Annotated in this window: 24 protein-coding genes and 1 pseudogene; 14 read left to right on the top strand and 11 right to left on the bottom strand. The window is 41.8% G+C overall.

The window, feature by feature from the left end; genetic code table 11:
• Positions 1–48: 48 nt before the first annotated feature.
• Complete coding sequence (locus H6G26_RS12630; RefSeq protein ID WP_190729589.1) at positions 49–2,232, top strand: recombinase family protein; 2,184 nt, start codon at positions 49–51, stop codon at positions 2,230–2,232.
• A gap of 153 nt (positions 2,233–2,385) precedes the next feature.
• Here the strand turns inward: H6G26_RS12630 and H6G26_RS12625 are convergent.
• Positions 2,386–2,775: pseudogene (locus H6G26_RS12625) on the bottom strand (DUF202 domain-containing protein); the annotation flags it as partial.
• A gap of 189 nt (positions 2,776–2,964) precedes the next feature.
• Between H6G26_RS12625 and msrA the strand changes: the two are divergent.
• Positions 2,965–3,633 (top strand): peptide-methionine (S)-S-oxide reductase MsrA, encoded by a 669-nt coding sequence (gene msrA, locus H6G26_RS12620; protein ID WP_190729587.1) that lies wholly within the window; start codon positions 2,965–2,967, stop codon positions 3,631–3,633.
• A gap of 35 nt (positions 3,634–3,668) precedes the next feature.
• Here msrA and H6G26_RS12615 read toward each other — a convergent pair whose 3' ends face one another.
• Positions 3,669–4,862 carry a serine/threonine-protein kinase gene (locus tag H6G26_RS12615; protein WP_190729586.1) on the bottom strand — a complete coding sequence of 398 codons (1,194 nt, stop codon included), beginning with the start codon at positions 4,860–4,862 and terminating at the stop codon, positions 3,669–3,671.
• A 248-nt stretch (positions 4,863–5,110) separates the two neighbouring features.
• Here H6G26_RS12615 and H6G26_RS12610 point away from each other — a divergent pair, with 248 nt between their 5' ends.
• Positions 5,111–5,299: a hypothetical protein gene (locus H6G26_RS12610; RefSeq protein WP_242053695.1), complete on the top strand. Its 189-nt coding sequence runs from the start codon at positions 5,111–5,113 to the stop codon at positions 5,297–5,299.
• A gap of 49 nt (positions 5,300–5,348) precedes the next feature.
• Positions 5,349–5,669, top strand: coding sequence for an addiction module antidote protein (locus tag H6G26_RS12605; protein WP_190729585.1), 321 nt, complete (start codon positions 5,349–5,351; stop codon positions 5,667–5,669).
• 45 nt (positions 5,670–5,714) lie between these two features.
• On the opposite strand, the gene rfbB is transcribed toward H6G26_RS12605, so the two are convergent.
• The 5 genes from rfbB to H6G26_RS12580 form a co-directional block, all read right to left on the bottom strand.
• Entirely contained in the window at positions 5,715–6,776 is a 1,062-nt protein-coding gene (gene rfbB, locus H6G26_RS12600; RefSeq protein WP_190729584.1) for a dTDP-glucose 4,6-dehydratase, read from the bottom strand.
• A gap of 78 nt (positions 6,777–6,854) precedes the next feature.
• Positions 6,855–7,850, bottom strand: coding sequence for a glycosyltransferase (locus tag H6G26_RS12595; RefSeq protein ID WP_190729583.1), 996 nt, complete (start codon positions 7,848–7,850; stop codon positions 6,855–6,857).
• A 190-nt stretch (positions 7,851–8,040) separates the two neighbouring features.
• Positions 8,041–8,241, bottom strand: coding sequence for a hypothetical protein (locus H6G26_RS12590; RefSeq protein WP_242053694.1), 201 nt, complete (start codon positions 8,239–8,241; stop codon positions 8,041–8,043).
• A 109-nt stretch (positions 8,242–8,350) separates the two neighbouring features.
• Positions 8,351–9,052, bottom strand: coding sequence for a DUF6391 domain-containing protein (locus H6G26_RS12585; RefSeq protein ID WP_190729581.1), 702 nt, complete (start codon positions 9,050–9,052; stop codon positions 8,351–8,353).
• A 402-nt stretch (positions 9,053–9,454) separates the two neighbouring features.
• Positions 9,455–9,718 carry a helix-turn-helix transcriptional regulator gene (locus H6G26_RS12580; RefSeq protein WP_012410583.1) on the bottom strand — a complete coding sequence of 88 codons (264 nt, stop codon included), beginning with the start codon at positions 9,716–9,718 and terminating at the stop codon, positions 9,455–9,457.
• Positions 9,719–10,082: 364 nt separating this feature from the next.
• Here H6G26_RS12580 and H6G26_RS12575 point away from each other — a divergent pair, with 364 nt between their 5' ends.
• Both H6G26_RS12575 and H6G26_RS12570 read left to right on the top strand, forming a co-directional pair.
• The gene (locus tag H6G26_RS12575) at positions 10,083–11,060 is read left to right on the top strand and encodes a carbohydrate kinase (protein ID WP_190729580.1); all 978 of its coding nucleotides are present in this window, start codon (positions 10,083–10,085) and stop codon (positions 11,058–11,060) included.
• A gap of 802 nt (positions 11,061–11,862) precedes the next feature.
• A complete protein-coding gene (locus tag H6G26_RS12570; RefSeq protein WP_190729579.1) occupies positions 11,863–12,993 on the top strand; it encodes a class I SAM-dependent methyltransferase in 1,131 nt (376 codons plus the stop codon).
• Positions 12,994–13,020: 27 nt separating this feature from the next.
• On the opposite strand, the gene H6G26_RS12565 is transcribed toward H6G26_RS12570, so the two are convergent.
• Positions 13,021–13,728 carry a polysaccharide deacetylase family protein gene (locus tag H6G26_RS12565; protein WP_190729578.1) on the bottom strand — a complete coding sequence of 236 codons (708 nt, stop codon included), beginning with the start codon at positions 13,726–13,728 and terminating at the stop codon, positions 13,021–13,023.
• 327 nt (positions 13,729–14,055) lie between these two features.
• Here H6G26_RS12565 and H6G26_RS12560 point away from each other — a divergent pair, with 327 nt between their 5' ends.
• The 3 genes from H6G26_RS12560 (at position 14,056) to H6G26_RS12550 (ending at position 17,188) form a co-directional block, all read left to right on the top strand.
• Entirely contained in the window at positions 14,056–14,922 is an 867-nt protein-coding gene (locus H6G26_RS12560; protein ID WP_190729577.1) for an RnfABCDGE type electron transport complex subunit D, read from the top strand.
• A 17-nt stretch (positions 14,923–14,939) separates the two neighbouring features.
• Positions 14,940–16,310 carry a DUF2330 domain-containing protein gene (locus H6G26_RS12555; protein WP_190729576.1) on the top strand — a complete coding sequence of 457 codons (1,371 nt, stop codon included), beginning with the start codon at positions 14,940–14,942 and terminating at the stop codon, positions 16,308–16,310.
• A gap of 227 nt (positions 16,311–16,537) precedes the next feature.
• Positions 16,538–17,188: a sigma-70 family RNA polymerase sigma factor gene (locus H6G26_RS12550; RefSeq protein WP_190729575.1), complete on the top strand. Its 651-nt coding sequence runs from the start codon at positions 16,538–16,540 to the stop codon at positions 17,186–17,188.
• A 337-nt stretch (positions 17,189–17,525) separates the two neighbouring features.
• On the opposite strand, the gene H6G26_RS12545 is transcribed toward H6G26_RS12550, so the two are convergent.
• Positions 17,526–18,464, bottom strand: a complete 939-nt coding sequence (locus H6G26_RS12545; protein ID WP_190729574.1) for an alpha/beta fold hydrolase — start codon at positions 18,462–18,464, stop codon at positions 17,526–17,528.
• Positions 18,465–18,569: 105 nt separating this feature from the next.
• Here H6G26_RS12545 and H6G26_RS12540 point away from each other — a divergent pair, with 105 nt between their 5' ends.
• The 4 genes from H6G26_RS12540 to H6G26_RS12525 all read left to right on the top strand — a co-directional run bounded on the left by H6G26_RS12540 (position 18,570) and on the right by H6G26_RS12525 (position 21,637).
• Positions 18,570–19,454, top strand: a complete 885-nt coding sequence (locus H6G26_RS12540; RefSeq protein WP_190729573.1) for a shikimate dehydrogenase — start codon at positions 18,570–18,572, stop codon at positions 19,452–19,454.
• 166 nt (positions 19,455–19,620) lie between these two features.
• Positions 19,621–19,851, top strand: coding sequence for a DUF433 domain-containing protein (locus H6G26_RS12535; protein WP_190729572.1), 231 nt, complete (start codon positions 19,621–19,623; stop codon positions 19,849–19,851).
• A 14-nt stretch (positions 19,852–19,865) separates the two neighbouring features.
• On the top strand, positions 19,866–20,081 hold the full coding sequence (locus tag H6G26_RS42530) for a DUF5615 family PIN-like protein (RefSeq protein ID WP_242053693.1): 216 nt from the start codon (positions 19,866–19,868) through the stop codon (positions 20,079–20,081).
• A gap of 353 nt (positions 20,082–20,434) precedes the next feature.
• Complete coding sequence (locus H6G26_RS12525; RefSeq protein WP_190729571.1) at positions 20,435–21,637, top strand: alpha/beta hydrolase; 1,203 nt, start codon at positions 20,435–20,437, stop codon at positions 21,635–21,637.
• Between the two features lie 330 nt (positions 21,638–21,967).
• Here the strand turns inward: H6G26_RS12525 and H6G26_RS12520 are convergent, their stop codons facing one another.
• A complete protein-coding gene (locus tag H6G26_RS12520; RefSeq protein ID WP_190729570.1) occupies positions 21,968–22,579 on the bottom strand; it encodes a hypothetical protein in 612 nt (203 codons plus the stop codon).
• 135 nt (positions 22,580–22,714) lie between these two features.
• Here H6G26_RS12520 and H6G26_RS12515 point away from each other — a divergent pair, with 135 nt between their 5' ends.
• Entirely contained in the window at positions 22,715–23,146 is a 432-nt protein-coding gene (locus H6G26_RS12515) for a biotin carboxylase (RefSeq protein ID WP_190729569.1), read from the top strand.
• A gap of 65 nt (positions 23,147–23,211) precedes the next feature.
• On the opposite strand, the gene H6G26_RS12510 is transcribed toward H6G26_RS12515, so the two are convergent.
• On the bottom strand, positions 23,212–23,652 hold the full coding sequence (locus H6G26_RS12510) for a shikimate kinase (RefSeq protein ID WP_347242460.1): 441 nt from the start codon (positions 23,650–23,652) through the stop codon (positions 23,212–23,214).
• Positions 23,653–23,811 lie beyond the last annotated feature (159 nt).

Raw genomic sequence — 23,811 nt, 5'->3', positions numbered from 1 at the left:
TTAAGTTAACGCACGAGGTATATTAACAAATCTACAAGGAGAAAGTTTGTGATTTCTCATTCGGTTTGGATTGTTGGCAATAGCCGCAGTGGTAAGACGACTCGCTTGGTAGAGCAATTTTGTAGTTGGGTACAACCTGACAAACATTACAGTGAATCATTTTATACTAAAAAGCAAGAACGTAAAAAAGGCGTTCATATACCCGAATTTTTATATCTTAAACAAACAGAGCCAGGAGTTTTAGTCTTAGCTGCCAATGATGATAATCGTAGAGAATTGGGAGATATAATTGTTACATCAACATTAGGGAAATATCCGGTGCGTGCCAAGACACCGTTAGGTTTTTTCCAAGATGAAGTTATTTTATTTTGGCCGTTGCTAATTAACTCGTTGAATTTAAAAGCACAGTTTCCGGTAAGATTGCGGCCAGAAACAGAGCAGGAGTTAGCAACTAAACTCTGGCGTCCCCAATTAGACGAAGAAATTTTAAGGATTGCGGGAGTGAATGAGTCTCGCTTGGTGCGTCGCATTCTAGACTTGTTGCAACTAGCTGCTTATAGTGGTGTACATTGCGAAGATATTGCCCAGATTTTGACAAGGGGTCTGGGGGAGAATACTACAACTTTAGAGCCGGAATTTTTGGCATCTTTGCTGCTAGATTGGCGTAACTGGTGTTTAGAAAGGGGGTTACTAACTTATGGCATTATTACCGAACTCTATAGTCAATATTTGTTAAGCGATCGCAATTACCAACAGCATCTAGTTAAACGCTATCAGGCGGTATTAGCAGATGATGTAGATGATTATCCTAGCGTAGCGCGTCTTTTGTTTGAGTTGCTATTAGATCAAGGTGCAGTCGGGGCGTTTAGCTACAATCCCGATGGTGCAGTGCGATTAGGGTTAGGAGCAGACCCGAACTACCTAGAAGGGCTAGCAGAACGCTGTCGAGTAGAAATCTTGACTGGGCCGCCTCCAGAGTCTCTTGGTGAGCAAGCTAAACAGATGGTGGAATTAGTCACAGAGCCAATGGTGCTGTTTAGCTTACCTGAGATTGTGCATTCAATTCAAACCACCTCCCGCGCCCAACTATTGCGACAAACAGCCGAGGTAATTGCTAATGCCATCCAATCACAGCAAGTAGAAGCACAAGAAGTGGCGATTATTGCACCGGGTTTAGATGCGATCGCTCGTTATACTCTAGTAGAAATCCTCATCAAGCAAAATATCCAAGTCCAATCGCTCAATGACCAACGTCCCCTAATTAGCTCACCCGTCATTCGCGCATTACTCACCATGTTGGCACTAGTTTATCCCGGCTTAGGGCGCCTCGTAGACCGGGATGCCGTGGCAGAAATGCTAGTTGTATTGAGCAGGAAACAGCAAGCACCAGAAAGCTCCTCACTTCTAACTCCTAACTCCTCACTTACCACCGATATTGACCCGGTACGTGCTGGTTTGATTGCAGATTACTGCTTTGTACCACATCCCGACCACCCCAACTTGTTGCCAGTGTCAGCCTTCGAGCGTTGGGATAGAATCGGCTATGCGGCTACTACAGCCTATAATGAGATATTACAGTGGTTAGAACAGCAGCGATCGCAACAAGAACTGCGTTTAATTCCCAGCCCCATTTCCCTCTTAGACAGAGCAATTCAACGCTTTTTGTGGAATGGTAGCAATCTCCCCTATGAACAACTAGCAGCATTGCGCGAATTATTAGAAACCGCCCAACACTACTGGGAAATTGACACCAGATTACGACAAATTGCCCCAGTTGAGACAACGCCTCACACAACTATTATCGAATTCATTCAATTACTGCGACGTGGTACGATTACCGCCAACCCTTACCCCGTGCGTCCCATAGGTGGAGCAAGGAAGGCCGTTACCTTAGCAACTATATTTCAATACCGATCTAGTAGGCGATCGCACCGTTGGCATTTTTGGCTGGATGCTGGTTCACCCCTGTGGGCTAAAGGTGGTGCAGCAACTTTGTTTGGTGCGCCGTTTTTCCTGCGAGACAGATTAGGCGAACCTTGGACAGCAGAAGATGAAAAATTGGCAGAAGAACAAAGACTGCGAAGAATTTTGACAGATTTACTGTCTCGTGTATCAGAGAGAGTTTATTTGTGTCACAGCGATTTAGCCGTAAATGGACAAGAACAACTAGGGCCGCTGTTACCCTTAGTGAATGCTTGTGTAACGGTTATTTCTGAGGCTACTGCTAAGTAAAGCTCAGATCCCCAACTTTTTTAAAAAGTCGGGGATATTGTTGTAAAATATTTGTTTGTATTGAGTAGTAATTGTCCCTTTTTTAACATTGAGGTTTGGGGTTGATCTTTGCAAATTTCGGGAATGTGGTTGAATTGGAACAGGAAAACGAGCAGGGACTTGATCACGCCTTAAGAGCAAAGGAATACTGAAAAGTCCCAAAATAATTACGACTCCGGTCATTATCCAAACCATTAACCTATTTGGTTTATAATCTGCTTGTTCAATTTGCCAGAAAACTTGATTGTATCGCCACGCAGCTAACGCAACAGTCAAAATTCCAAAAATTACCAAAGCCAAACCCAAATTTTCCGAAGTGGATAATGGATTTACCGGAGGTTCCTGTTGAGTAATAGCAATATTCAACTGGCGCAGAAATATACCAAATCGCGCGATCGCAAAACCAAAGCTAATCAATGCAATAGAAGTGCGTAGCCAAGCAAGAAAAGTACGTTCGTTTGCTTGATGCTCCCTTTGACGATCAATTTTTGGTATTTTATCCATGAGTATCTTCTAACGCCAATTTACCCCTAAAAAGTATTCATAACATTGATAAATAACATTGACTAGCGCCATAAGGTTAACAAAGTGCATTGAAGTAAAAATCTGTACTTAGAACTCTGAGAAAACCCCAAGCGATCGCCAGAATCTTTAGAATAGTAAATAAGGTAAAGATATATATCATCAAAATCAATGGGACTATTCGGATTTGGCAAAAAGTCAGTTATGCCCACGCCTGAAGAAGCTTTGTCAGGAAGGGCACAATCTATCTCAGTACCTGCGGCTCATTATGTCAACAAGAATCCTTTAAAAGCTCCTTACCCCGATGGATTAGAGAAGGCAATCTTTGGCTTGGGCTGTTTTTGGGGTGCAGAACGCAAATTCTGGCAACTTAAAGGAGTTTACACCACCGCAGTAGGTTACGCTGCTGGATTCACACCTAACCCAACCTATGAAGAGGTATGTAGTGGGCGAACTGGTCACAATGAAGTGGTGTTGGTTGTGTTTGATCCCAAAGTAATTAGTTATTCCGAACTGCTCAAAGTCTTCTGGGAAAGCCACAATCCCACCCAAGGGATGCGCCAAGGTAATGATGCTGGCACTCAGTATCGTTCGGGAATTTATGTATATTCTGAAAGTCAAAAGCAGCAAGCAGAAGCATCACGGGAAGCTTATCAGCAAGCCCTCAACGGTGCAGGTTATGGCAAGATTACTACAGAAATCTTGGATGCGCCGGAATTTTATTATGCCGAAGCTTACCATCAGCAATACTTGGCTAAAAATCCTAATGGGTATTGTGGTTTAGGAGGGACAAACGTATCTTGTCCCGTCGGTGTAGTTGAATCCCAAGTTAGTAGTTAAAAATAGAGTAGGGGCGCACATCTGTGCGCTTCTACTTAAAATACAGATTTTAGTACAGCGATCGCTCGAAGCCACAGCATAAGACTAATAGGCGCTCCAAGTAAAATCCCAGCGATCGCCCAGCCTCTCTGGTGCGCTTTGAATTGTTCAATACTGCGCCACGGTCTACTTTTCCAAGCCCATTCATTGCCCTTAGCACCAAGAGCGATCGCCATTAACCACCAACCGTGGGGTATAAAACAGAATAGCCCATACCACACTTGATTTGGCCACATCCACAACCAAGGCATTAGGAATGCGCCCCAATTCCAACCAAGAATTTCCTCTGGGACTGTTTCATTGTAATTATTTATCCCACATCCAGAATTGTTGATTATTTCTTTTAGCGGCAAAAGTTGATTCTTGTTTGCAGATTTGACAGCCAGACCAGATTTGAGAGCATTCAGCGCTTGGCGAGCATTAGTAAATCGTTGTTCTGGAGCAGGTTCTATCAACTTTTGTAGCCAACTGACAAAACTGGGACTGAGATTAACTCGGTCGGTAAATTGCAGCCGCAAATCCTGCTGGGGTAAATCAGAGGGCGAAGTTCCAGTTAGCAAATGAATTAAAGTCGCACCCAGTGCATAGAGGTCTGAAGCTGGAACCGCTCGACCACCAAATTGTTCCATTGGGGCATAACCATAAGTACCAACAACAGTAAAAGTAACGCCCTCTCTTGCCGCTTTGTCCTGAACTGCACCGAAATCAACTAAATAAATCCGATTATCTTCGCCCCAGATTAAATTACTCGGTTTAATATCTCTATGCAAGACCCCTGGATTTAAATCATGTAGATACGTGAGAATATTTAAAACCTCAATAGCAATTTTTCTAGTTCGCTTTTCAGTAAACCTTTTGCCATCAGCAAGTTTTTCCTTAAGCGACTCACCAGGGATATATTCTTGTATTAAGGCAAACCAGAGGGTGCGATCGTCGATACAAAAATAATCTATATATTGAGGGATGCGGGGATGATTTAGCTGTTTGAGAATTTGTGCTTCCCTCTCAAAAAGTTTCAAGTCATCCCACTGTACAGTACCGCCAAAGGCCAAAAGTTTGACCACAACGGTCGAATTTTCGCCACTAGAGGCTTGTAAATCCTTAGCTAGCCAAGTTTGACGAATTCCATTATTGCCGAGTTGGCGTTGGATTTGATAACGATCTTGTAATATCTCTTCTGGTTGCAGCATCTTACACCTGCTAGCAGTTTACGATAATCTGATTCCCTTACTATTTAAGGATAGTCATTATCTAGAGAAACTGTGGGAGCCAGATAATTGACTAAAACCAGTTGAAGATTTCAATTTTGAGTTTTCTTAAAAGATTGGTGCGAATAATAATTCGCATATGTTATAAATAACAGCACAACCAAAACGGATTATCATCTATGCCAATCAAGACGGCTACAAGCCGTTTGCACAGTGGATGAATAATTTACGTGACCAACAAGGAAAATGACGCATTTTGCAACGCCTACGCCGACTTGAACAAGGCAATTGATGTAGCGCCGAGAGGAGATGGTTTGAGCGAGTTGCGAATGTTCTTTGGTTCCGGTTATCGCGTCTATTTTGGCAAAGATGCTGAAAATATTGTTGTCGTACTGTGTGGAGGCGACAAAAGCACATAGGTTGAGGACATTGAGGACGCAAAAGCTTACTGGAAGGAGTATCTAAGCAGTGAGGAAATTTAGAACACTCTATGAATTTGAAGAAGAGTACTTCCGCAACCACCCGGAAGAAATCGACGATTATTTGACCGAGATATTTCAGGAATATGCAGAAGACAACGATTCCGGCGCATTATTGGCATCCTTGCGCGTCGTTGCTTGTGTACGCGGAATTAGTGAGATAGCCGAGCAAGCAGGCATGACACGCCGAGGATTACAAAAAGCCTTATCCAGCAATGGCAACCCGCGCCTTGAAAACGTCAATTCCATTATGAAGGCGCTGGGATATTGTCTTACGCCGCAAAAAATTATGCCTCCAGTGACAGAGTGAATCACAACAGAAATTATCGATTGTGACATTATTGCAGAATATGGGTTAAAGATAATTTTTACGATAATAAGCTTGATATTCCGCAGACAGTAAAGGTTCCCACCAATCACGATGATTGAGATACCATTCAACAGTTAAACGTAAACCCTCAGCAATTGTTACTGAAGGTGTCCAACCAAGCTGAGTTTTAATCTTGTTCGCATTAATTGCATATCTCCGATCATGTCCAGGTCTATCCTTGACAAAAGTAATCAAATGCTTTGCCGGATGCACTGGTAAATCAGGTGCTAATTCATCCATCATCTGACACAAAAGTTGCACCAGGTTGAGATTTTCCACCTCATTGTTTCCACCAATATTGTATGTTTCCCCTGGTTGGCCGTGATTAATTACCACATCTAAAGCACCACAATGATCGCCCACATAAAGCCAATCGCGCACATTTTTACCATCACCATAAACAGGTAATGGTTTACCTATCAAAGTGTTGATGCACATCAGAGGAATTAGCTTTTCGGGGAACTGATAAGGGCCGTAATTATTAGAACAATTCGTGATAATTGTCGGGAGTTTATAAGTATGGTAATAAGCACGCACTAAGTGATCGCTACCAGCTTTTGAAGCTGAATAGGGACTATTGGGAGCGTAAGGTGTAGTTTCACAAAAACCTGCATCATCTGGGCCCAAACTACCGTAGACTTCATCAGTAGAAACGTGTAGAAAACGATAATCAGATGGCTGTGCTTTTGCTTCCCAATGTTTCCGAAAACCTTCTAGCAGCGTGAAAGTTCCTACGACATTAGTTTGAACAAAAGCAGCTGGCCCAAGAATCGAACGATCAACATGAGATTCAGCAGCAAAATGGGCGATGGTATCTATATTTTCGGTTGATAATAACTCGTCTATGATGGTGCGATCGCAAATATCCCCCTGCACAAAACGAAAATTCTCTCTTCCCTCAACTAGCGCCAAATTCAGACGATTTCCCGCGTACGTAAGCGCATCCAATACCACCACTCGGTCATCCGGATAAACCTGACACCAGTGATGCACAAAATTTGCCCCGATAAACCCTGCACCCCCAGTAACTAATAACCGCCGAATCATCCCATTTCCTCTTTTCTCTCTGTGTTCTTAGCGCCTCTGCGATAGCCTGTGGCAAGCTGCTACGCGTCTACGTTTCTATTACTTAAAGTATTTCTTCCTCAGCTTACCGTATATCCTTTGAGCGAGTAATTTTGCCACACGTATTTTAGTCAAACTTTTAATATTAGATGGCTGCTGAATTTTGTGATCAAAAAACTCATTTAACTCATTCAGAATAACTTGGAAACGTTTAATAATATTTTCAGTTCGATATTCAGCCAAAAACTCCTCAGACAAACTAAAAGCTCCTGAAGAATCAATGACCTTCAGAATACGTTGGACATCGTATTCTTGTGAATATCCAGCAATTTTATAACAATTAAACCCCGGATCTAAGTAATCAGCTAGTCCACCGTTGACACTAGAAAATACTTGACAACCACAAGCAAGGGCTTCCATTGGTTGCAGACCAAATCCTTCACTAACACGCTGTTGTGCCCAGTACTCAGCCGAATCATAGAGGTAAACCTTAGCTCGGTTGAATAATCCGGGTAAATCTTCTACATAAGAGTCAACAACCAATACTTTACAACGTTTTTGTAACGCTGGAATTAATTCTTTAATTAAATACTCAGAAGATTTCCGAGCCTGCACTAAAACATCAATATCCCGTTCTTGACCTAAATTTTGAAATTCATCAGAAATTTGATTGGGCAAATAATAAATGAGAGAATTGGGCGATTTTTCTCCCCAATATCCCATTGTATAGCGGCTAACAGTGATGATCGGAATACTCGCAGGTAGTCTAAATGGATAACCTGCACTATGTGCATGGTAAACGACATTGTATTGCTTAAGTTTAGCTACAAGTTGAGCTACATCAAATCCCCAACTGATGACAAAAATTACATCACTTAAACTATTCTCTTTTAGCAAATCATCAATAAAAAGCTTATCTTTTTCCCGTTGACGGTAAGTTACAACATCAGCACTACAGAACTGTTGAACTAGATTAAGTGCTTTTAACTCAGCCCAAAGACCACCACACGCAAATTTGCCATCTGTACCGGGAAGTAAAAAGTAAAGCTTTCTCATTACACTCTTTTCTAAGAACTGATTTATCAAGTAAATCTTAAATTTGTAGTAGCTTGTCTACTCTAAATTAGTGCAATAAATTTTGTAGATTGGCTTGAAATATGAAACATAAAATTCCAGTGATTGTTAAGTTTTACTTTGCTCTACAAACCTACATTTAATACACTAGGAATGAGGAGACAAAAAGTATTTAGACTGGCTTCACCGTTTGCCAGAGAGCATCAACCTCAGATGGCGTGTATGCAGTTTCCGACGCAACCGTTGTCATATCCGCGAGGCGTCCAGCAAGAAACGAACGACCAACTTTGATGAGATCGTTCTCTGGACAAGAGGGATGTACCCATAGGCCAATCTCTAAGGAATCTATTCCATCAGATTCTACCTTGAACACAACTTTATGGAACGGCTCGGAAAAGCCTGGTCGCTGCTGGTTACGAAACACTTCCTTAAGGGTGATACTGGTTTCAAAATGCATGATGGGTTCCTTTACTTTTCACTTTTTATTCTCGCCAGTTTACCTTTACAAAATGTCCCTGCTTTCCCCAAACGTCGCGTGTACAGGTAATATTTTCAATTGTTAGGTTAAAAGGAATGGCAGTTGTTAGGTAACGCTGTGCCATAGAACCTAAATCAGGTGCGAGTTCGGCGGCTGTCGTTGCTGCTAACCCCAAACCGATAAGTTGCTCGATTGGTCGAAATGGTAGTAACAAATGCACACCGACAGCTAGTCCAGCTGTTAAGAGCATTGCTACTGATAAATTTGTGCCGCAACGGGGATGTACAGCCAAATCCCATTCTCCACTGGTGAGGCGATGTCGAGCAAGTATGACCGCACGCCGCAAATCACTAATATTCACCTCACCATAGAGGTAAAATCCCAGCTCAGTAGACAAACCGCCTAATAGTTCATTATCTAGTTGAACGTTAGTAGGTTTTCCTTTAGGAAGATAAGCACTTTTTGATTCGCTAAGAACCCAAACAGTAGCATGTTCTAAAGCGTGAACCTGCCGTATCATTAGAATTTCTTTCAACCCTGGAATAAACGATAGCTGTCTAAGTAAGTCGGCATCTTGTGTGGGTTGTGGAAAGTCTAAGGGTCGGTATTGTGGGGCCGTAACTTTCTCAGATACAGGTGTCGTAAAATCAAAGTTAAAAAATTCAAAGGGAGACGAGCCACCCTGAAAAGAAGCAGAAGTATTCATTGGAACACTGCTCTCCAAGCCGATGGAGCAACATAGATTTCTTTCAAATGTAACGCTTGCACCACTGAATTGTTGCTAATTTTTGTAGATGATTGTTGAGTTTGGGCATGGGGCATGGGGAAAGAGGACAAGGGGCAGGGGGCAGGGAGAAAAGGGGAAAAAGAACCTGCATCATTTCTACATCTGTTCTGCTTAATAAGAAATTCTGATCTTTTATAGTTTCCGAGTCCGAGGGTCAGCTGGCTTCACTAACATAAACTCCGGCTGAATGAAGGACTCGGAACTTTTGGTAGAATGTTCACACTGAAAACTTAGGCGTGAAGAAGGAAACAATCAGTAAACCTCAAAGTTAGCTTGCCATTATACCAGACCAGAGCAATTACTTTGCTACTAGTAAATTATTTATTCGATCTGGTTAGGCAGAAGACAGCAATTGACATCATTCAAACAGACTTTGCCCCACTGTAACGCCCAGCGGACAAGAGCTACTCGATTTTCTGTCTCGGTTTTGGTAAGAATGTTACTGATATGGTTATCAACTGTACGCTTGCTAATCTCCAGTTTTCCTGCAATTTCTTGGTTAGTTAAGCCAGCAGCTACTAAATCGATAATTTGCAGTTCTCTGTCTGACAGACTAACGGGGGTCTCAGACTTGCCACCAGCCATGACTATTTCTATCCTCCCTTGGTATATGTACTTAATCGCTCTTTCTAATTCTAGAAGATTCTTTTGTTGGGAGGGGTTTCAAGTGTTAGCAGTAATCCAATTGTCAATATTTTCTTTGGATTTAAAGTTAGCAAAAATATAAAGCACAAAGAGATTTGAGTATTTTAATATACTAAACTATTGCGACGCATTTAGTGTAAACACTTATATTATTTAGTTGATATTCAGAAGCATATAGATGTTATGGAGTAGTAAAAATTGCTATTTAATTCTATGAAGGACTGGCGACAGATTAGCAAAAATTGTTGTAGATTTTATACTGTAAATTTCTAATCCAAAATCGAAATCTAAAATCTAAAATGAAATGAGCAATCCCCGTGTTTTGTGCCTCGGCGAAGTTTTGTTTGATTGTTTAGCCGATCAATTAGGGCTAAAGCTGGAAGAAGTCAAATCCTGGACTCCCTACCCAGGAGGAGCACCAGCTAACGTAGCCTGTGCTTTAGTCAAGCTGGGGACACCAGCAGGATTTATCGGAGCCGTTGGTGAAGATGAACCAGGAAATGAACTGGTTAAGCTATTGCAAGATGTAGGTGTAGAGACAACAGGGGTACAACGCCATCCTACAGCACCAACGCGGCAAGTTTATGTTACACGTGATCTGGCTGGCGATCGCACCTTCGCCGGATTTGGTCAGTATGACACCGCAGAATTTGCCGATACTCGCCTGCAAGCCAAACAATTGCCAAATTCGCTGTTTGAAGATGCAGATTTTCTGGTTTTGGGTACTTTGGAATTGGCTTATCCTGAAAGTGAACAGGCAATTCACTACGCTCTAGAGTTAGCAGAACATTATGATCTGAAAATTATGCTGGATGTCAACTGGCGGCCTGTATTTTGGGACGAGCCAAATATCGCTCATCAAAAAATTCCAGAATTATTTAAGCGAGTCGATTTTCTTAAACTCTCCAAAGAAGAAGCTGAATGGCTATTTGAAACCGCAGATCCTGGAGCCATCACTTACCGTCTGGCTTCAATTGAAGGAGTACTAGTAACAGATGGAGAAAACGGTTGTGCCTACTGTTTGGGTGAGAATGAAGGCAAATTACCTTCCTTTTCCATGCCAGTAGTTGATACAACTGGTGCAGGAGATAGCTTTTTGGCAGGATTCATCCATCAATTGAGTCAGCACGGCATCCACAGCTTGCGGGATGCAGAAACAGTAAAGCGTATTGTCACTTATGCCAGTGCTGTTGGAGCGCTGACTACCATTAAAGCAGGTGCGATCGCTTCCCAACCGACTGCTGCTGAAGTCGAAGCTTTTCTCGCCACACATCAACTCTAGGAACTAACATAAGTCACTGGGATATCAGCCACCACAGGCTGATACTCCCCTAATACGGTTCGGTTAACAAAGTTATCTGTTGAGGCGAGCTGTTCTTGAGCAGGGGGAGAAGAGAAGCAGGGGAAGAGAAATTGCTCAATAATAATTCTCTTCCCTCCCCTGCTTATCCGAACCGTATTGGATACTTCCCACTAGAAAATGGACGAAAATCGTCATCCCATTCTGCTTATTAAATAGTTTTAAAACCCTAAGAGAAACACTTTTCCATTGGGTGCAAACACTTCAGCCAAAAGTAAGGAACATAATACTTTTGCACACGCCCTCTGGGGAATTTAGTTTGGAGCCTTTATCAAGCTTTAGATAAAAATATATTAATTTTTAATACAATAAATTAGTTTTATAAATCTCAATTTTATTTAGTTTTATCATAGGCCTAACAGAAGTTATTGGCAACCTTTGGCAATGATTAAAGGTTACTCGCTTTAGGGCATGAAACACAGGGGAAAAAGGTTTAAACTGCCTGTATTCGTGGAACTTGTGGCAAAAACTCAGATTCAACTTTAAGACGAGATTGTGATGCATAGGTTCTGCACCCCTTGCACCGCAAAAAATGATGGAGTTTTATTTCTTAAACCTTCTGACTTCTAACTTCTGACTTTAAAGAGCAGAGGGAGAGAAAGACATTTTCATACTTGGCGGTGAAACTTATTTCATTGGGACTGCCTTCTGCCTTAACCAGCACGTCATTGATCTCCAAAATCTGATAATCAAAAATTTTAATAGAAATATGGGGGCTGTATACATGACTTCCAGCATTCCAAAAGATATCAAAATACATACTCCTTTAGTAGGAGATGTGAATAAAAAAAGTCGAATTACTTACCAAGCAAGTCGCACAGCGCTCGCTGGATTCAATGGAATCGTAATGGCAGCAGCAGAGGCTTATATCAATGGGCTAAAAATCCCCGATCCTCTGCTTAAAATCCTTTTAAATCTATCTATCCAAATCAGCTACAAGTATTTTCCTTCTCTTTTAGTTCCCTATGAATGGCTGTTACAAGAAAGCGATCGCCTTGCAGAAGGATCACACGAACTAATGAAGGTTCAATACAACCTACCCGAAGAAATGTTCAGTCTGATGTTGAAAGAGACAGAACTTTTATATCCCAAATACAGTATGGCTTTATGGGAGAAAGGAGCATCTAACCTTGAGCAAGCTCAAATGGATATGCTCGACGATTTAATTGCAAAAGCAGGCATCGAAGATGGAGACGAAATCCTAGATTTGGGATGCGGTTGGGGTTCTGCATCAAATTACATTCTTTCCCGGTTTCCGCGTGTGAAAGTAACGGCTGTTAATTTGAGCCATCAACAATGCGAGTATATGCGGAGAAAAATGCAAGACCCTAACAGTTACCTCAGTTCAGATAGATTCACTTTATATGAAGAGGACTTTAATGATATTAATTTGGAGACTAAGTTTGATAAAATTATGACGATTGGGGTGTTTGAACATGTAGGTAATTTAACAAAATCATTCACAAAACTGGCTTCTATTCTCAAAGAGGATGGTAAGATTTTAATTCACATAATCACAACCAAACTACCTTACAATATAACCCATCCTTTTATCAATAAATATATTTTCCCCAATATGCGGGTATGGAATTATGATGTTATACCAAAGATTAATAGAGACCTAAAAACCATTAATCAATGGTATTTAAATGGTGCTAATTACTCAAATACCCTCAGCAATTGGTTGATAAATTTTGATCAAAATCAAGCAAAAATCAAAGATTTAAATTATGGCATGAACTATAGCAAGTTCTGCCGGATGTGGAGGCTTTATTTGCTCTTGTGCATACAGTATTTTGACGGTTGTAATGGTGAAATTCTTGGTAACGGCCAATACCTGTTGGTTCGTACGTGACAATTTAATCGCGTAAGTCCTAATAATTTAGCGATCGCCCAACCTATCGAGAGCAATCCTTCGCTCATTAGCTTGCTGCCATAGAGTATCAACAGTCACAAACTCATAGCCTTGTTGTAGTAGTTTCGGAATGAGGATTTTAAGCGTGGCAGTAACATCTTGTCCACCACAAGCACCATCATGTAAAACAATCAACGAACCATTTTTGACCTGCTGCATAATTCGCTCTACCACAGTGTTTACCCCTGGTCGTACCCAATCTTCTGGTACAACGCTCCACATAACTGGGCGGTAATTCCACTGCAAAAACAATTTTAAAGTAGCAGGTGTAAATAAACCATTGGGGGGGCGGACATCTCGCACTTGTTCAGGTTGCAGATTGCAGGCATTGTAAATGGCAACTTGAGTTTTTTCTAAACTGTCCTTCAGGTCATTTGGGGAAAGCATCGGAAAAGAGCGATGATCATAGCCATGCAATCCGATCCAGTGTCCGCGATCGCTAACGGCTTTGGCAATGTCTGGTGAACGGTTAACGCAAACACCCAACCAAAAAAAGCTTGCTGTAATCTGATAACGGTCTAACACTGCCAAGACTTCGGGTGTGTATTGAGGATGTGGCCCATCATCAAAGGTTAGGGCGATCGCTTTAGAATTGGGATTTCCAGCCCAAAGGCAGTTGGTAAAACTCGGCTGGAGAATGCGGTAGAAAATTGGGAACAGGGGAGCTAGCTGCATAAAGTTTTGTCTTTTTTGCGTAATCTTGCATAACTACACTGATTACTTAATATGAGACTGTTAAGCGGTGGGAATCACAGCTTAACTCTCTTATATCTAAAATTTAACCATTGTAAAAATAGAGAGTTCTAGATACAAGCACTCCTTTATAGCTTCAAACATCAGAGCGATCGCTTTGATATGATAATCGACACCCAAAAGTCAGACACAGGGGTTTTTAGACTGACTGCTTTATTTTGTAACAAAATCTGTAACAACAATACTGTTTGAGTTAGCACTCATCTAAATTGGTGATAAATCTACGAATAAACACTGCATGAGAAGTTAATGTTGTTCAAAGATATACGAGATTATCAAATTTCATTTCTGGGCTTGTTCCTAGTCGTGGGAATCGGTACACGAGATTGGACGTTGCGACCAGAGTTGATTGGAGTATTGATTGCTACAAGTCTTGTAAGCCAATGGATATTTTCATGGGTAACAGGCAAAGAACAAATGCTTAATCTTCGCAGTGCTTTAATTACCTCGCTGGGACTAAGTCTGCTGTTGCGGGCTGATCATTGGACGACAATGGCAATAGCCGCAGTAAGTGCGATCGCTAGCAAATTTCTCTTCAAATTCGGTGATAAGCATTTCTTCAATCCTGCTAATTTTGGCATCATATCTGCCTTAATTTTGACTCCCGATGCCTGGGTTTCGCCGGGACAATGGGGTGAAGAGTGGTGGTATGCACTCTTATTTGCCGGAACTGGCGGCATGATTTTGCAGCGCGTTGGTCGTTGGGACACCACAGCAGCTTTTTTGGGTAGCTATTCCTTATTAGAAGCGATTCGTAATCTCTGGCTGGGTTGGACTTGGGATGTTTATTGGCACCGACTGATGAGCGGGTCTTTACTGCTGTTTGCCCTATTTATGATTACAGATCCGCGATCAATTCCCAATTCCCGAATTGGGCGGGTAGTTTGGGCATTTTGCATCGCCGGATTAACTTTTATCCTGCGAAATTACTTCTTTGTTTCTACCGCAGTCTTTTGGGCGTTATTTGTTCTTGCGCCATTGACTATTCTGCTAGATGTTCTCTGGTTAGCACCACGATTTTCTTGGCAAGAGGGAGATGTAGCTTTAGCTTCCCACAGGGTGGGAACAGGGGGAGAACTCCTAACTCTTAACTCAGCACTAAAAAATCAGCATTAAAAAAGTAGAGCTATAAAATGAAGATTTTTCGACTTTTAACACCATTGCTATTGACAATAGTAGCTGTATTTTGCTTTGCACCCGCAGCTTGGGCATTTTGTGGATTTTATGTAGCTAAAGCTGATACGAAGCTGTATAACAAAGCTTCTCAGGTAGTGATAGCGCGAAATGGCGATCGCACCGTCCTGACAATGGCAAACGACTTCCAAGGCGAAGTCAAAGATTTTGCAATAGTAGTACCTGTGCCAACAGTGCTGCAAAAAGAGCAAGTTCGTGTGACTGAACCCAAGATTATGGAGCGTTTAGATGCTTTTAGTGCGCCACGATTAGTAGAATATTTTGACCCAGATCCTTGTGCCCCACTACCAATATTTTCTAGCAAAAGATCCTTAGCAGTAGCAGAAAATAGTGCCCCAGCACCTCAGATAAGCGATCGCAGTTTGGGTGTGACAGTCGAAGCGCGTTTCAACGTGGGCGAATACGACATCGTGATCCTCAGTGCTAAAGAATCTGGTGGACTAGAGACTTGGCTCACACGCAACGGCTACAAAATCCCTCAAGGGGCAAAACAGTTACTTCAGCCCTATATCCGTTCCTCAATGAAATTCTTTGTTGCCAAAGTCAACTTAGATAAATTTGAGGAATCTGGCTACCAGTTCCTGCGTCCGCTACAAATTTCCTATCAATCACCCAAGTTCATGCTGCCAATTCGTTTAGGCATGATCAATGCCACGACAGAGCAAGATTTAATTGTCTATATCCTCTCGCCTCAAGGAGGAGCAGAAATCACTAACTACCGGACGGTAAAAATCCCCACCAACGCCAATATTCCAGTGTTTATCAAAAATGAATTTGGTGAATTTTACAAATCCCTCTTCCAAAACGCTTACACCAAAGAAGGTAAAAGAGTGGGTTTTTTGGAATACGCTTGGGATATGGGTAGTTGCGATCCGTGTGCTGCCGATCCTCTGACTCCAGAGGAACTCAAGGAAGCAGGCGTATTTTGGCTAAATGATAATTCTCCAAGTGATCTGCCAACATCCCGCAAGTTTGTTCCTACCTTTTTTAGCAGTAACGTCTTCATCTCCCGTTTGCATGTCCGCTACACCCGCGACACATTCCCTGAGGACTTGATGTTCCTACAAACTGCCAACCGTGAATCTTTCCAAGGGCGTTATATTTTGCAATATCCATTTGAAGGGGAAGTTAAGTGTGAGGCGGGTAAAAAATACAAACAGTCTTTGCCCAAGCGTTTTGAACAAGAGGCGCAAACTCTAGCTAAACTAACCAACTGGAATATTCAAGATATTCGCAACAAGATGAAACTGAGTGTTGGTAATTTGACATATTCCTGGTGGGAAAATTTAGTTTCCTGGTTTGGAATTTGATTGAGGAGGTTAGAGTAGTGGGGGCACTCCGTACGGGACGCTACGCCTAGCAAGACCCCCAAAGAGCTACTTCGACTGTGCCCAACTCTTGGAGAGGCTGCACTTGGAAAAAATGATTAAATCTTCAATCCCTTTGACAAAAGAGACACCATCTTGACGAAAGGTGTTTTTTAAGGCGTTGTTATAGGCAATACTAAGATATTCTTGCTTTCTTCGCCAAGATTGTCATGGTTCAATTCGATGAACAGCTACGCCGCTTAGTTACCGAAGCCTGTGGACACCCACTTGGAAGTCCTCAGCGTCAGAAGCTGCTCACGCAAATTATTCGCTTGACAGCAAATAGACTCTGGAGAGAAAATACTCTCTACTATCAAGATGCATTACAACAAACTTGGTTGTATTTCTGCCGCAATGTTTGTGAAGGTTTGACTGGTCAAACCTATGATCCCAGTTGTGGCAGTGTAATCACCTGGCTAAATGCTTACCTAAAACGGAGATTACAAGACTTTTACATTAACCAGAATCGGGAACAATCCACGACAGTTCCCCTTCGGGTTCGTCAATCTATATCAGGTGGAACAAGAGAACCCATTGATCCTGTAGATAACCTCCCAGCTATGCCCCAAGCACCTCCCATTTTGGAAGAATTGGAGATATGGGCTAAGACAGATTCCGAAGGAGAACTGTGCGGTACTTACATAAAAGGGCGTCCAGATGTTAATTGTCAGGTGTTAATTCTCAAACGCTTACCCCCGGAAGTTAGCTGGAAAGAATTATCTGAGGAATTTGGGTTGTCAATTCCAACATTAAGCAGTTTTTATCAGCGCCAATGTTTACCGCGTTTGCGTAAATTCGCCGAATTTGAGGGATTGTTATAAACAAGGAAAAAGGGAGCCAGTCTGTTATTTTCCAAAGATAAAAAGACCTCTAACAGGTTTTACTACGCAAAATCTGTTCCTCTCTGAGTCGGCTACGGTGTACACACAAGTCTTTGTGAACGTAATTTCCGGTTAAGTCTCAGAGCCACTGAGATACCTCACCCTGGTAATACTTAAGTAAAACCTGTCCCTCTCCTTACTAAAAAGAGGGATGTCCAATAGGACAGGGTGAGGTTTTGGAGGACTTTTGGCTAATTACATAACTTGTGTCTACACCGTAACTTTGAATTGGAGAGGGACAGACTTGAAGTTTAGTTCAAGGCAGCAAAGGTTCGTATCACTTGGGAATAGACAAAGCCCAATCGCCTAAAAGTTGGTTTACTTTATCGGGTACTTCATCATGGGGACAATGACCGGCTGTTAGGAAATGTTCTGTGAGTTCAGGATAATATTGACGAAACTTTTGGGAACGTTCTCTAGCATTCATCCAAGGATCAGCTTCTCCCCACAACATCAACAATGGACAAGTTAATTGCTTTAGTAGCACATCAACTTTTTCCCCTTGAGGAGTGCTAAAGACTGACACAAATACTTCCATTGCACCAGGATCGTAAGCAGGGCGAGCAATTTCTTCTACTAACTGATCTGTAATTGCACTTTTGTCAAGATAAACTTTTTCTAAAGTTTGGCGAATTACCCAACCTTGTCGCACGTATTGAAATAACAAAGACTGGGCTAAAGGTTGTTGAAAAATCCATTTAGTGCCGTCACCAAGAAGTTTCTGCAAAGTAGCGGGTTGTTTAGGAGGCTGAATTTCTGATTGTAAAGCTTCAGGCTCAGGTGTAGGCTGGCTTTCGCTAAAAGGCCCTGCACTATTGAGCAAAACTAAACCAGCCGCACTGTCGGGACGTTGCGCTGCAACACACAAGCCAGCGTAGCCACCAAGAGAATTACCAGCTAATACCGCTTTTTGACCAATTACTTCACTGATAAAATCATGGAGTTGGTCACGCCACAAGTCGGCGCTATACTGCAATGTTGGTTTTGCCGATCGCCCGAATCCTAAAAGATCGATCGCAAATACTTCAAAATCTTGACACAATCCTGTGATATTCTTGCGCCAGTGGTCTGTGGAAGCACCAAATCCATGTATCAAAAGCAAGGGCGGACGTTGCGCTTGCTTCTCTCCCGCACGCACATAGTAAACGTTGTGCCCGCGCCACTGCCAATATTTACCAGGAATTGGGGTTGTAGAGGAGGCTGTAGTTGCCTGCATGATTCAAAGAATTGTTAAGTAGCTTTAATAATTGTAGGCTAGTTGGAAGAGTGGGGGAGCAGGGGAGGTTGGGGGAAATCACTAATAACTAATAACTAGTAACTAATGACTAAAGAAAGATTAATTACAGGCAAAACTAAGCTATTAGGGGTAATTGGACATCCGGTGGAGCATTCGCTCTCGCCAGCGATGCATAATGCTGCAATCGCTCATTTAGGATTAGATTACGTTTATCTTCCCTTTCCTATAGCACCAGAGAATTTAGAAATAGCGATCGCAGGTTTGGCAGCTATTGGGGTTGTCGGTTTTAGTGTGACAATACCTCATAAACAGGCAATCATGCCTCTGCTTTCAGAAATTACCCCTCTTGCTCAAGCTATCGGCGCAGTGAATACTGTTAGTCGCCAAAATAATCAATGGGTGGGGACAAATACAGATATAGAAGGATTTATCGCTCCTTTGCAGACAACGTATAAGCAAGATTGGAGTCAGAAGGTAGCAGTAATTTTAGGCAATGGTGGCGCAGCTAGAGCAGTTGTAGCAGGTTGTCACCAACTAGGTTTTGCGAAAATTCATGTTGTTGGGCGGAATGTGCAGACATTACAAGAATTTGGCAATAGTTGGAGCAATTCACCTATCAGTGAAAATTTACAAATTCATCAATGGAAAGAATTACCAAAGCTAATTCCCCAAGCTAATCTGCTGGTAAACACAACTCCCATAGGGATGTATCCCAAGGTTGATCAGTCGCCTTTGAGTGGAGAGGAAATAGCAAATTTACCAAAGGGTGCGATCGCTTATGATTTGATATATATTCCGAAACCGACGCAATTTCTAGAGCAGGCAGAAAAACAAGGCGCAATTGCGATCGATGGCTTAGAAATGCTTGTCCAGCAAGGGGTAGCAGCATTAAAAATTTGGTTACAGCAGGAAGTAGTGCCTGTAGAAGTGATGCGCCAAACATTGCAAAAGCATTTAGGTTTAGGTTGATGGAGAAATAGTTATCCTGAGCTAGATTGCCTTTCTGCTTTGTCAAATCAGGTTCGATTGGCAATTAGTCAGCCTGCAAGGTAAAGAAAGTTCGATAATGAATTTGATTGACGCAGCCATTTTTGGTTTCTCAATCCAATAAAATAGTTCCCGCTCTTTAACAGCCATGCAAAATCTCACTAGAATTACCCGCAACCCAGAAGTGATGGGAGGCAAACCCTGCATCCGTGGAATGCGTGTTACCGTTGGTACTATTGTCGGCTTAATGGCATCTGGACACAGTAATAGTGACATCCTCAAGGCATATCCTTACCTCGAAGAAGCCGATATTTATGAAGCGCTTGCCTATGCTGCATGGCGAGTTGAAGAGATTGAAGTGCCGCTCCAAAGTGCATGAAAATTTTGATTGATATGAATCTTTCCCCTGATTGGGTTAAGGTTTTTGAGAAGTACAATATTTCCTCTGTCCACTGGTCTTGTGTTGGCGACCCTCGTGAAAAAGATTCGGTAATTATGGAGTGGGCAAGAACTAATGGGTATATCGTATTTACCCATAATTTAGATTTCGGCTCCCTGCTAGCTGCAACAGGTGCTAATACTCCAAGTGTCATTCAGGTTCGCACCTAGGATATTTTACCGAACAGGATCGAACAGTTAGTCATTTCAGCCCTGAACCAGTTTGAGTCCTTACTGGAGTCAGGTGCATTGATCTCCGTTGATCAAGCTCAATCTAGGGTGCGTATTTTACCGATTAGACGTGGATAGCTGGGTGCTTTGAGTCGGGAATCTACAGCAGTTTTCTTTTGCATGAAGTACAAAGTCACTGGTTTTGAGGCAGGAGGCAGGAGGAAGAAGAATAATTTGATTTGTGAATCCTTGGTTCTGTACCTCATTTAGTTGCAAAGTGCTGTATATAAGTTTTTCTCAATTCACTTTGAGTGATAATGAGGGATTTATTTATGCATTAGGTCAATTCATATATGTTTCTTAAACCCAAAATAGTTTTATCATGGCTTGTATTTTTACTAAGTTTGGCAAGCCTATTTCTTAGTTCTTGGATTATTCTTCCGGCTCCAAATATGTTTTTACTCAACCTAGCAGTAGGAGCGCCAGAAGTCAGTCCTTGGTTATTGTTATTAAATTTGCTCTCTTTATCACTTGCTTTTTTCTACATCCGTCGCCGTAAATTACAACGTTTAGCTTGTATTTTCAGCTTAATAGGACTGCTAATTTGTGCATGGGTGCTAGTGAATATTCCACCAACTCAAATGCAGATGGCTAAAGCAATGAAACAAGGATTGGGAGCAAATTATCTAGAGCAAATTCCAGTCCAAGTAAGGACTAAGATGCAAACCCATCCCTTTGATTTGGTTAATTCCTTCCGGGGTATTGCATTAGGTAAAACCCGTCATCAAAAAGATATTATCTTTGCTTCTCCTGCGGGAGTGCCTTTAAAAATGGAAGTTTACCAACCCTCAGAGGTAGGTAAATATCCAGCAGTGGTAGCAATTTATGGTGGAGCTTGGCAATATGGTAACCCTCATGCAAATGCCGAGTTTAATCAATATATCGCTCATCAGGGATATACAGTATTTGCGATCGACTATCGACACGCACCTAAATATCGGTTTCCATCTCAGTTAGATGATGTGCGTACAGCCTTGAATTTTATTCGCAAAAATGCAGCAGCTTATGAAGCCGATCCAGAACGTATGGTACTTATAGGACGTTCTGCGGGAGCGCATCTAGCAATGTTAGCGGCTTATCAACCAGATGCACCACCCATTCGGGCTGTGGTGAACTATTACGGCCCTGTTAACTTACCTGGAGGATACAAAACACCACCATTTCCCGATCCTATCAACACCCGCGCTGTTTTAAAAGCATTTATGGGTGGTTCATTAGAAGAATTGCCTAATCAATATAAAATTGCTTCGCCAATAAATTATCTAACGCACCCTTTACCACCAACTTTATTAATTTACGGTAGTCGTGACCATTTGGTGGAAGCGCGATTTGGCAAACAAATGTACGAACGTTTACATAACTCTGGCAATACTGCGGTTTTTTTAGAAATTCCTTGGGCAGAACACGCTTTTGATGCCGTTTTCAATGGTGTGAGCAATCAATTAGCCTTATATCATACTGAGAGGTTTTTGGCTTGGGCGTTGTTCAAGCAATAATTTCATCGACGTACACCAGCAGTTAGAGTGTAAAGACTCTTCCACGAGTATAAAAGACTCGTCTGCGAGCATCAAAGACTCGTCCACGAGTATCAAAGGCTCGTCCACGAGTATAAAAGACTCGTCCATGAGTATAAAAGACTCGTCCGCGAGTATCAAAGACTCGTCCGCGAGTATCAAAGACTCATCCGCGAGTATTAAAGACTCGTCCGCGAATATCAAAGACTCGTCCGCGAATATCAAAGACTCGTCCACGAGTATCAAAGACTCATTCACGAGTATCAAAGACTCGTGCGCGAGTATCAAAGACTCAATGAGATTTACTCTTAACTATTTCTGCGGCCAGCGCCAGTTATAGCGGTTCCATTCGTAAATGCCTTGAATTTCATACTCAGCGCCGTTGAAGAAGCGGACGACGCAGTTAGTAGAGGAATCATCACCGTTGTTAATTTCCTCGACCTTGATCACCATACAGGGAAACCATTCGCGCTTACAAGGGCCATCTTCTTGCACCCATTCCCATAGTGCATTGGAAACTTCAATGCGATCGCCTATTCTTAGTTTTAGTGCATCCTCAAAATAAGAATACTTATCAAAATGATATGACTCTACACGATTCAGCCACTGTAAACCATAGCGTTGCCGAATAAATTGTACTGTTCCAGAGTCATTTTGCAATAGCCAGTCGTTGAGTAATTGCACTTTCCAAGTGCGGTTGCGTTGTTCTTCATCTTTAACAAACTGTAAAAATGCTTCTAACTCCTCTGCGGTAAGTTCGTCTAAGGGATTAGCAATAGCTGATGCTCTAGAGGTAGAATTTCCCTGAATTTGCTCCACGACTTGCAGTAATATCTCTTTCTGCGTGTCAGTGAGAGGACAGCTTGCTGCATCACAATCATTAAAGGCTGCGAGCATAGATGCTTCAATCTCATCTGGAGTCATAAGTTAATAGCAATTGAGGGTTTATTTTCCTAATTATTACAAAGGTTAAATTAAAGTCTTCAATCCCTTGTAGTGAAATTCAGGTAAGCTGAGATTATAAGTTACATATTGTAAGATTAAGCCACGGAGTCTTTTATGCGCTTGCGCTCACTCACGGTCGTTTTTATTTCCTGTCTCATCACCTTTCTATCGTGGGTGAGCATTCCCCCTGCTGTAGCACTTACACAGATTAGATTATTTGATGTTTCTTATAAAGATTGTCCACCAGAACTAGCACAAGGGGCTGTTATCAGTAGTGGTAGTGGGGCTGCTAATTGTTTTCTTGTCTTTGGCAAGGCAGAAAATGGCACTTACAAAACAGTCTACGACGCAGATATTTTTGGACGCATCTATGATGCCAACAATGACACGGTAATGCAAAACCGCACTCGCTTAGGTTCTATTGCTGAGGTACCACCAGGCATTAGCAATTTTGAATTGAGAATTTCTGTACCTGCAAATCAGCCTACTCCGTTGAAGCTGAAGCAGTTTAAAGCAGCTGGATTTAGTGGTCAAGTGCGTAAGTAATAGCAATTTGGGATATCTAACGATTCTAAAAAAAGCACTTCATATCTTAGAACAAGTAATCAATTTTAAAGCTTTACAATTTTAAGTATCTCATCTCCTGTTTCTTCAGGTAACTTACCTTTTGTATAAACAACAAATTTTGCTAAATCGTAATTTGAATGGTGCTTAATAAAATGTTCGTTTAAATCAAATCCATTACTAACAATACCACTGTTGCGTTCGTTGAGGATTTGGATAGATTCTTCTAAATCTGGCGAAGAAAGAATCAATACGACATTGATATATGGCTCTAAAACTTGTTGCACCCACTTAAAAAGCTGATCATTTTCATAAACAGAATCACCTGCGCCAAAATCAATCACACAATTGCCATATTCAGAAAGTACTCTTTCAACCGCGTAGCCTGCAAAGGGTTTCCAGTATCGATAAATACCTTGGAGTCCTTCTTTTTCTCTTATTTGGTTTGCCAGTTCCTCATCATAATTTATTTCTTTGTAATAATCCAATCGTACATCGTCCATAGAACAGTGGGGAATACCTAGTTTTTGGGCGACGAGTTTTCCAAGCGTGCTTTTACCTGTACTAATTGGGCCAATGAGAATAATACTTGCTACGACTCATTATTGAAAAGCCTAAAGATAAAAAAAAACTGTTATAAAAATCAA

Origin of the sequence: Nostoc sp. FACHB-888, assembly GCF_014696655.1 — a bacterium.
Taxonomy (GTDB): domain Bacteria; phylum Cyanobacteriota; class Cyanobacteriia; order Cyanobacteriales; family Nostocaceae; genus Nostoc.
This window is presented reverse-complemented; position numbering and strand designations above follow the sequence as displayed.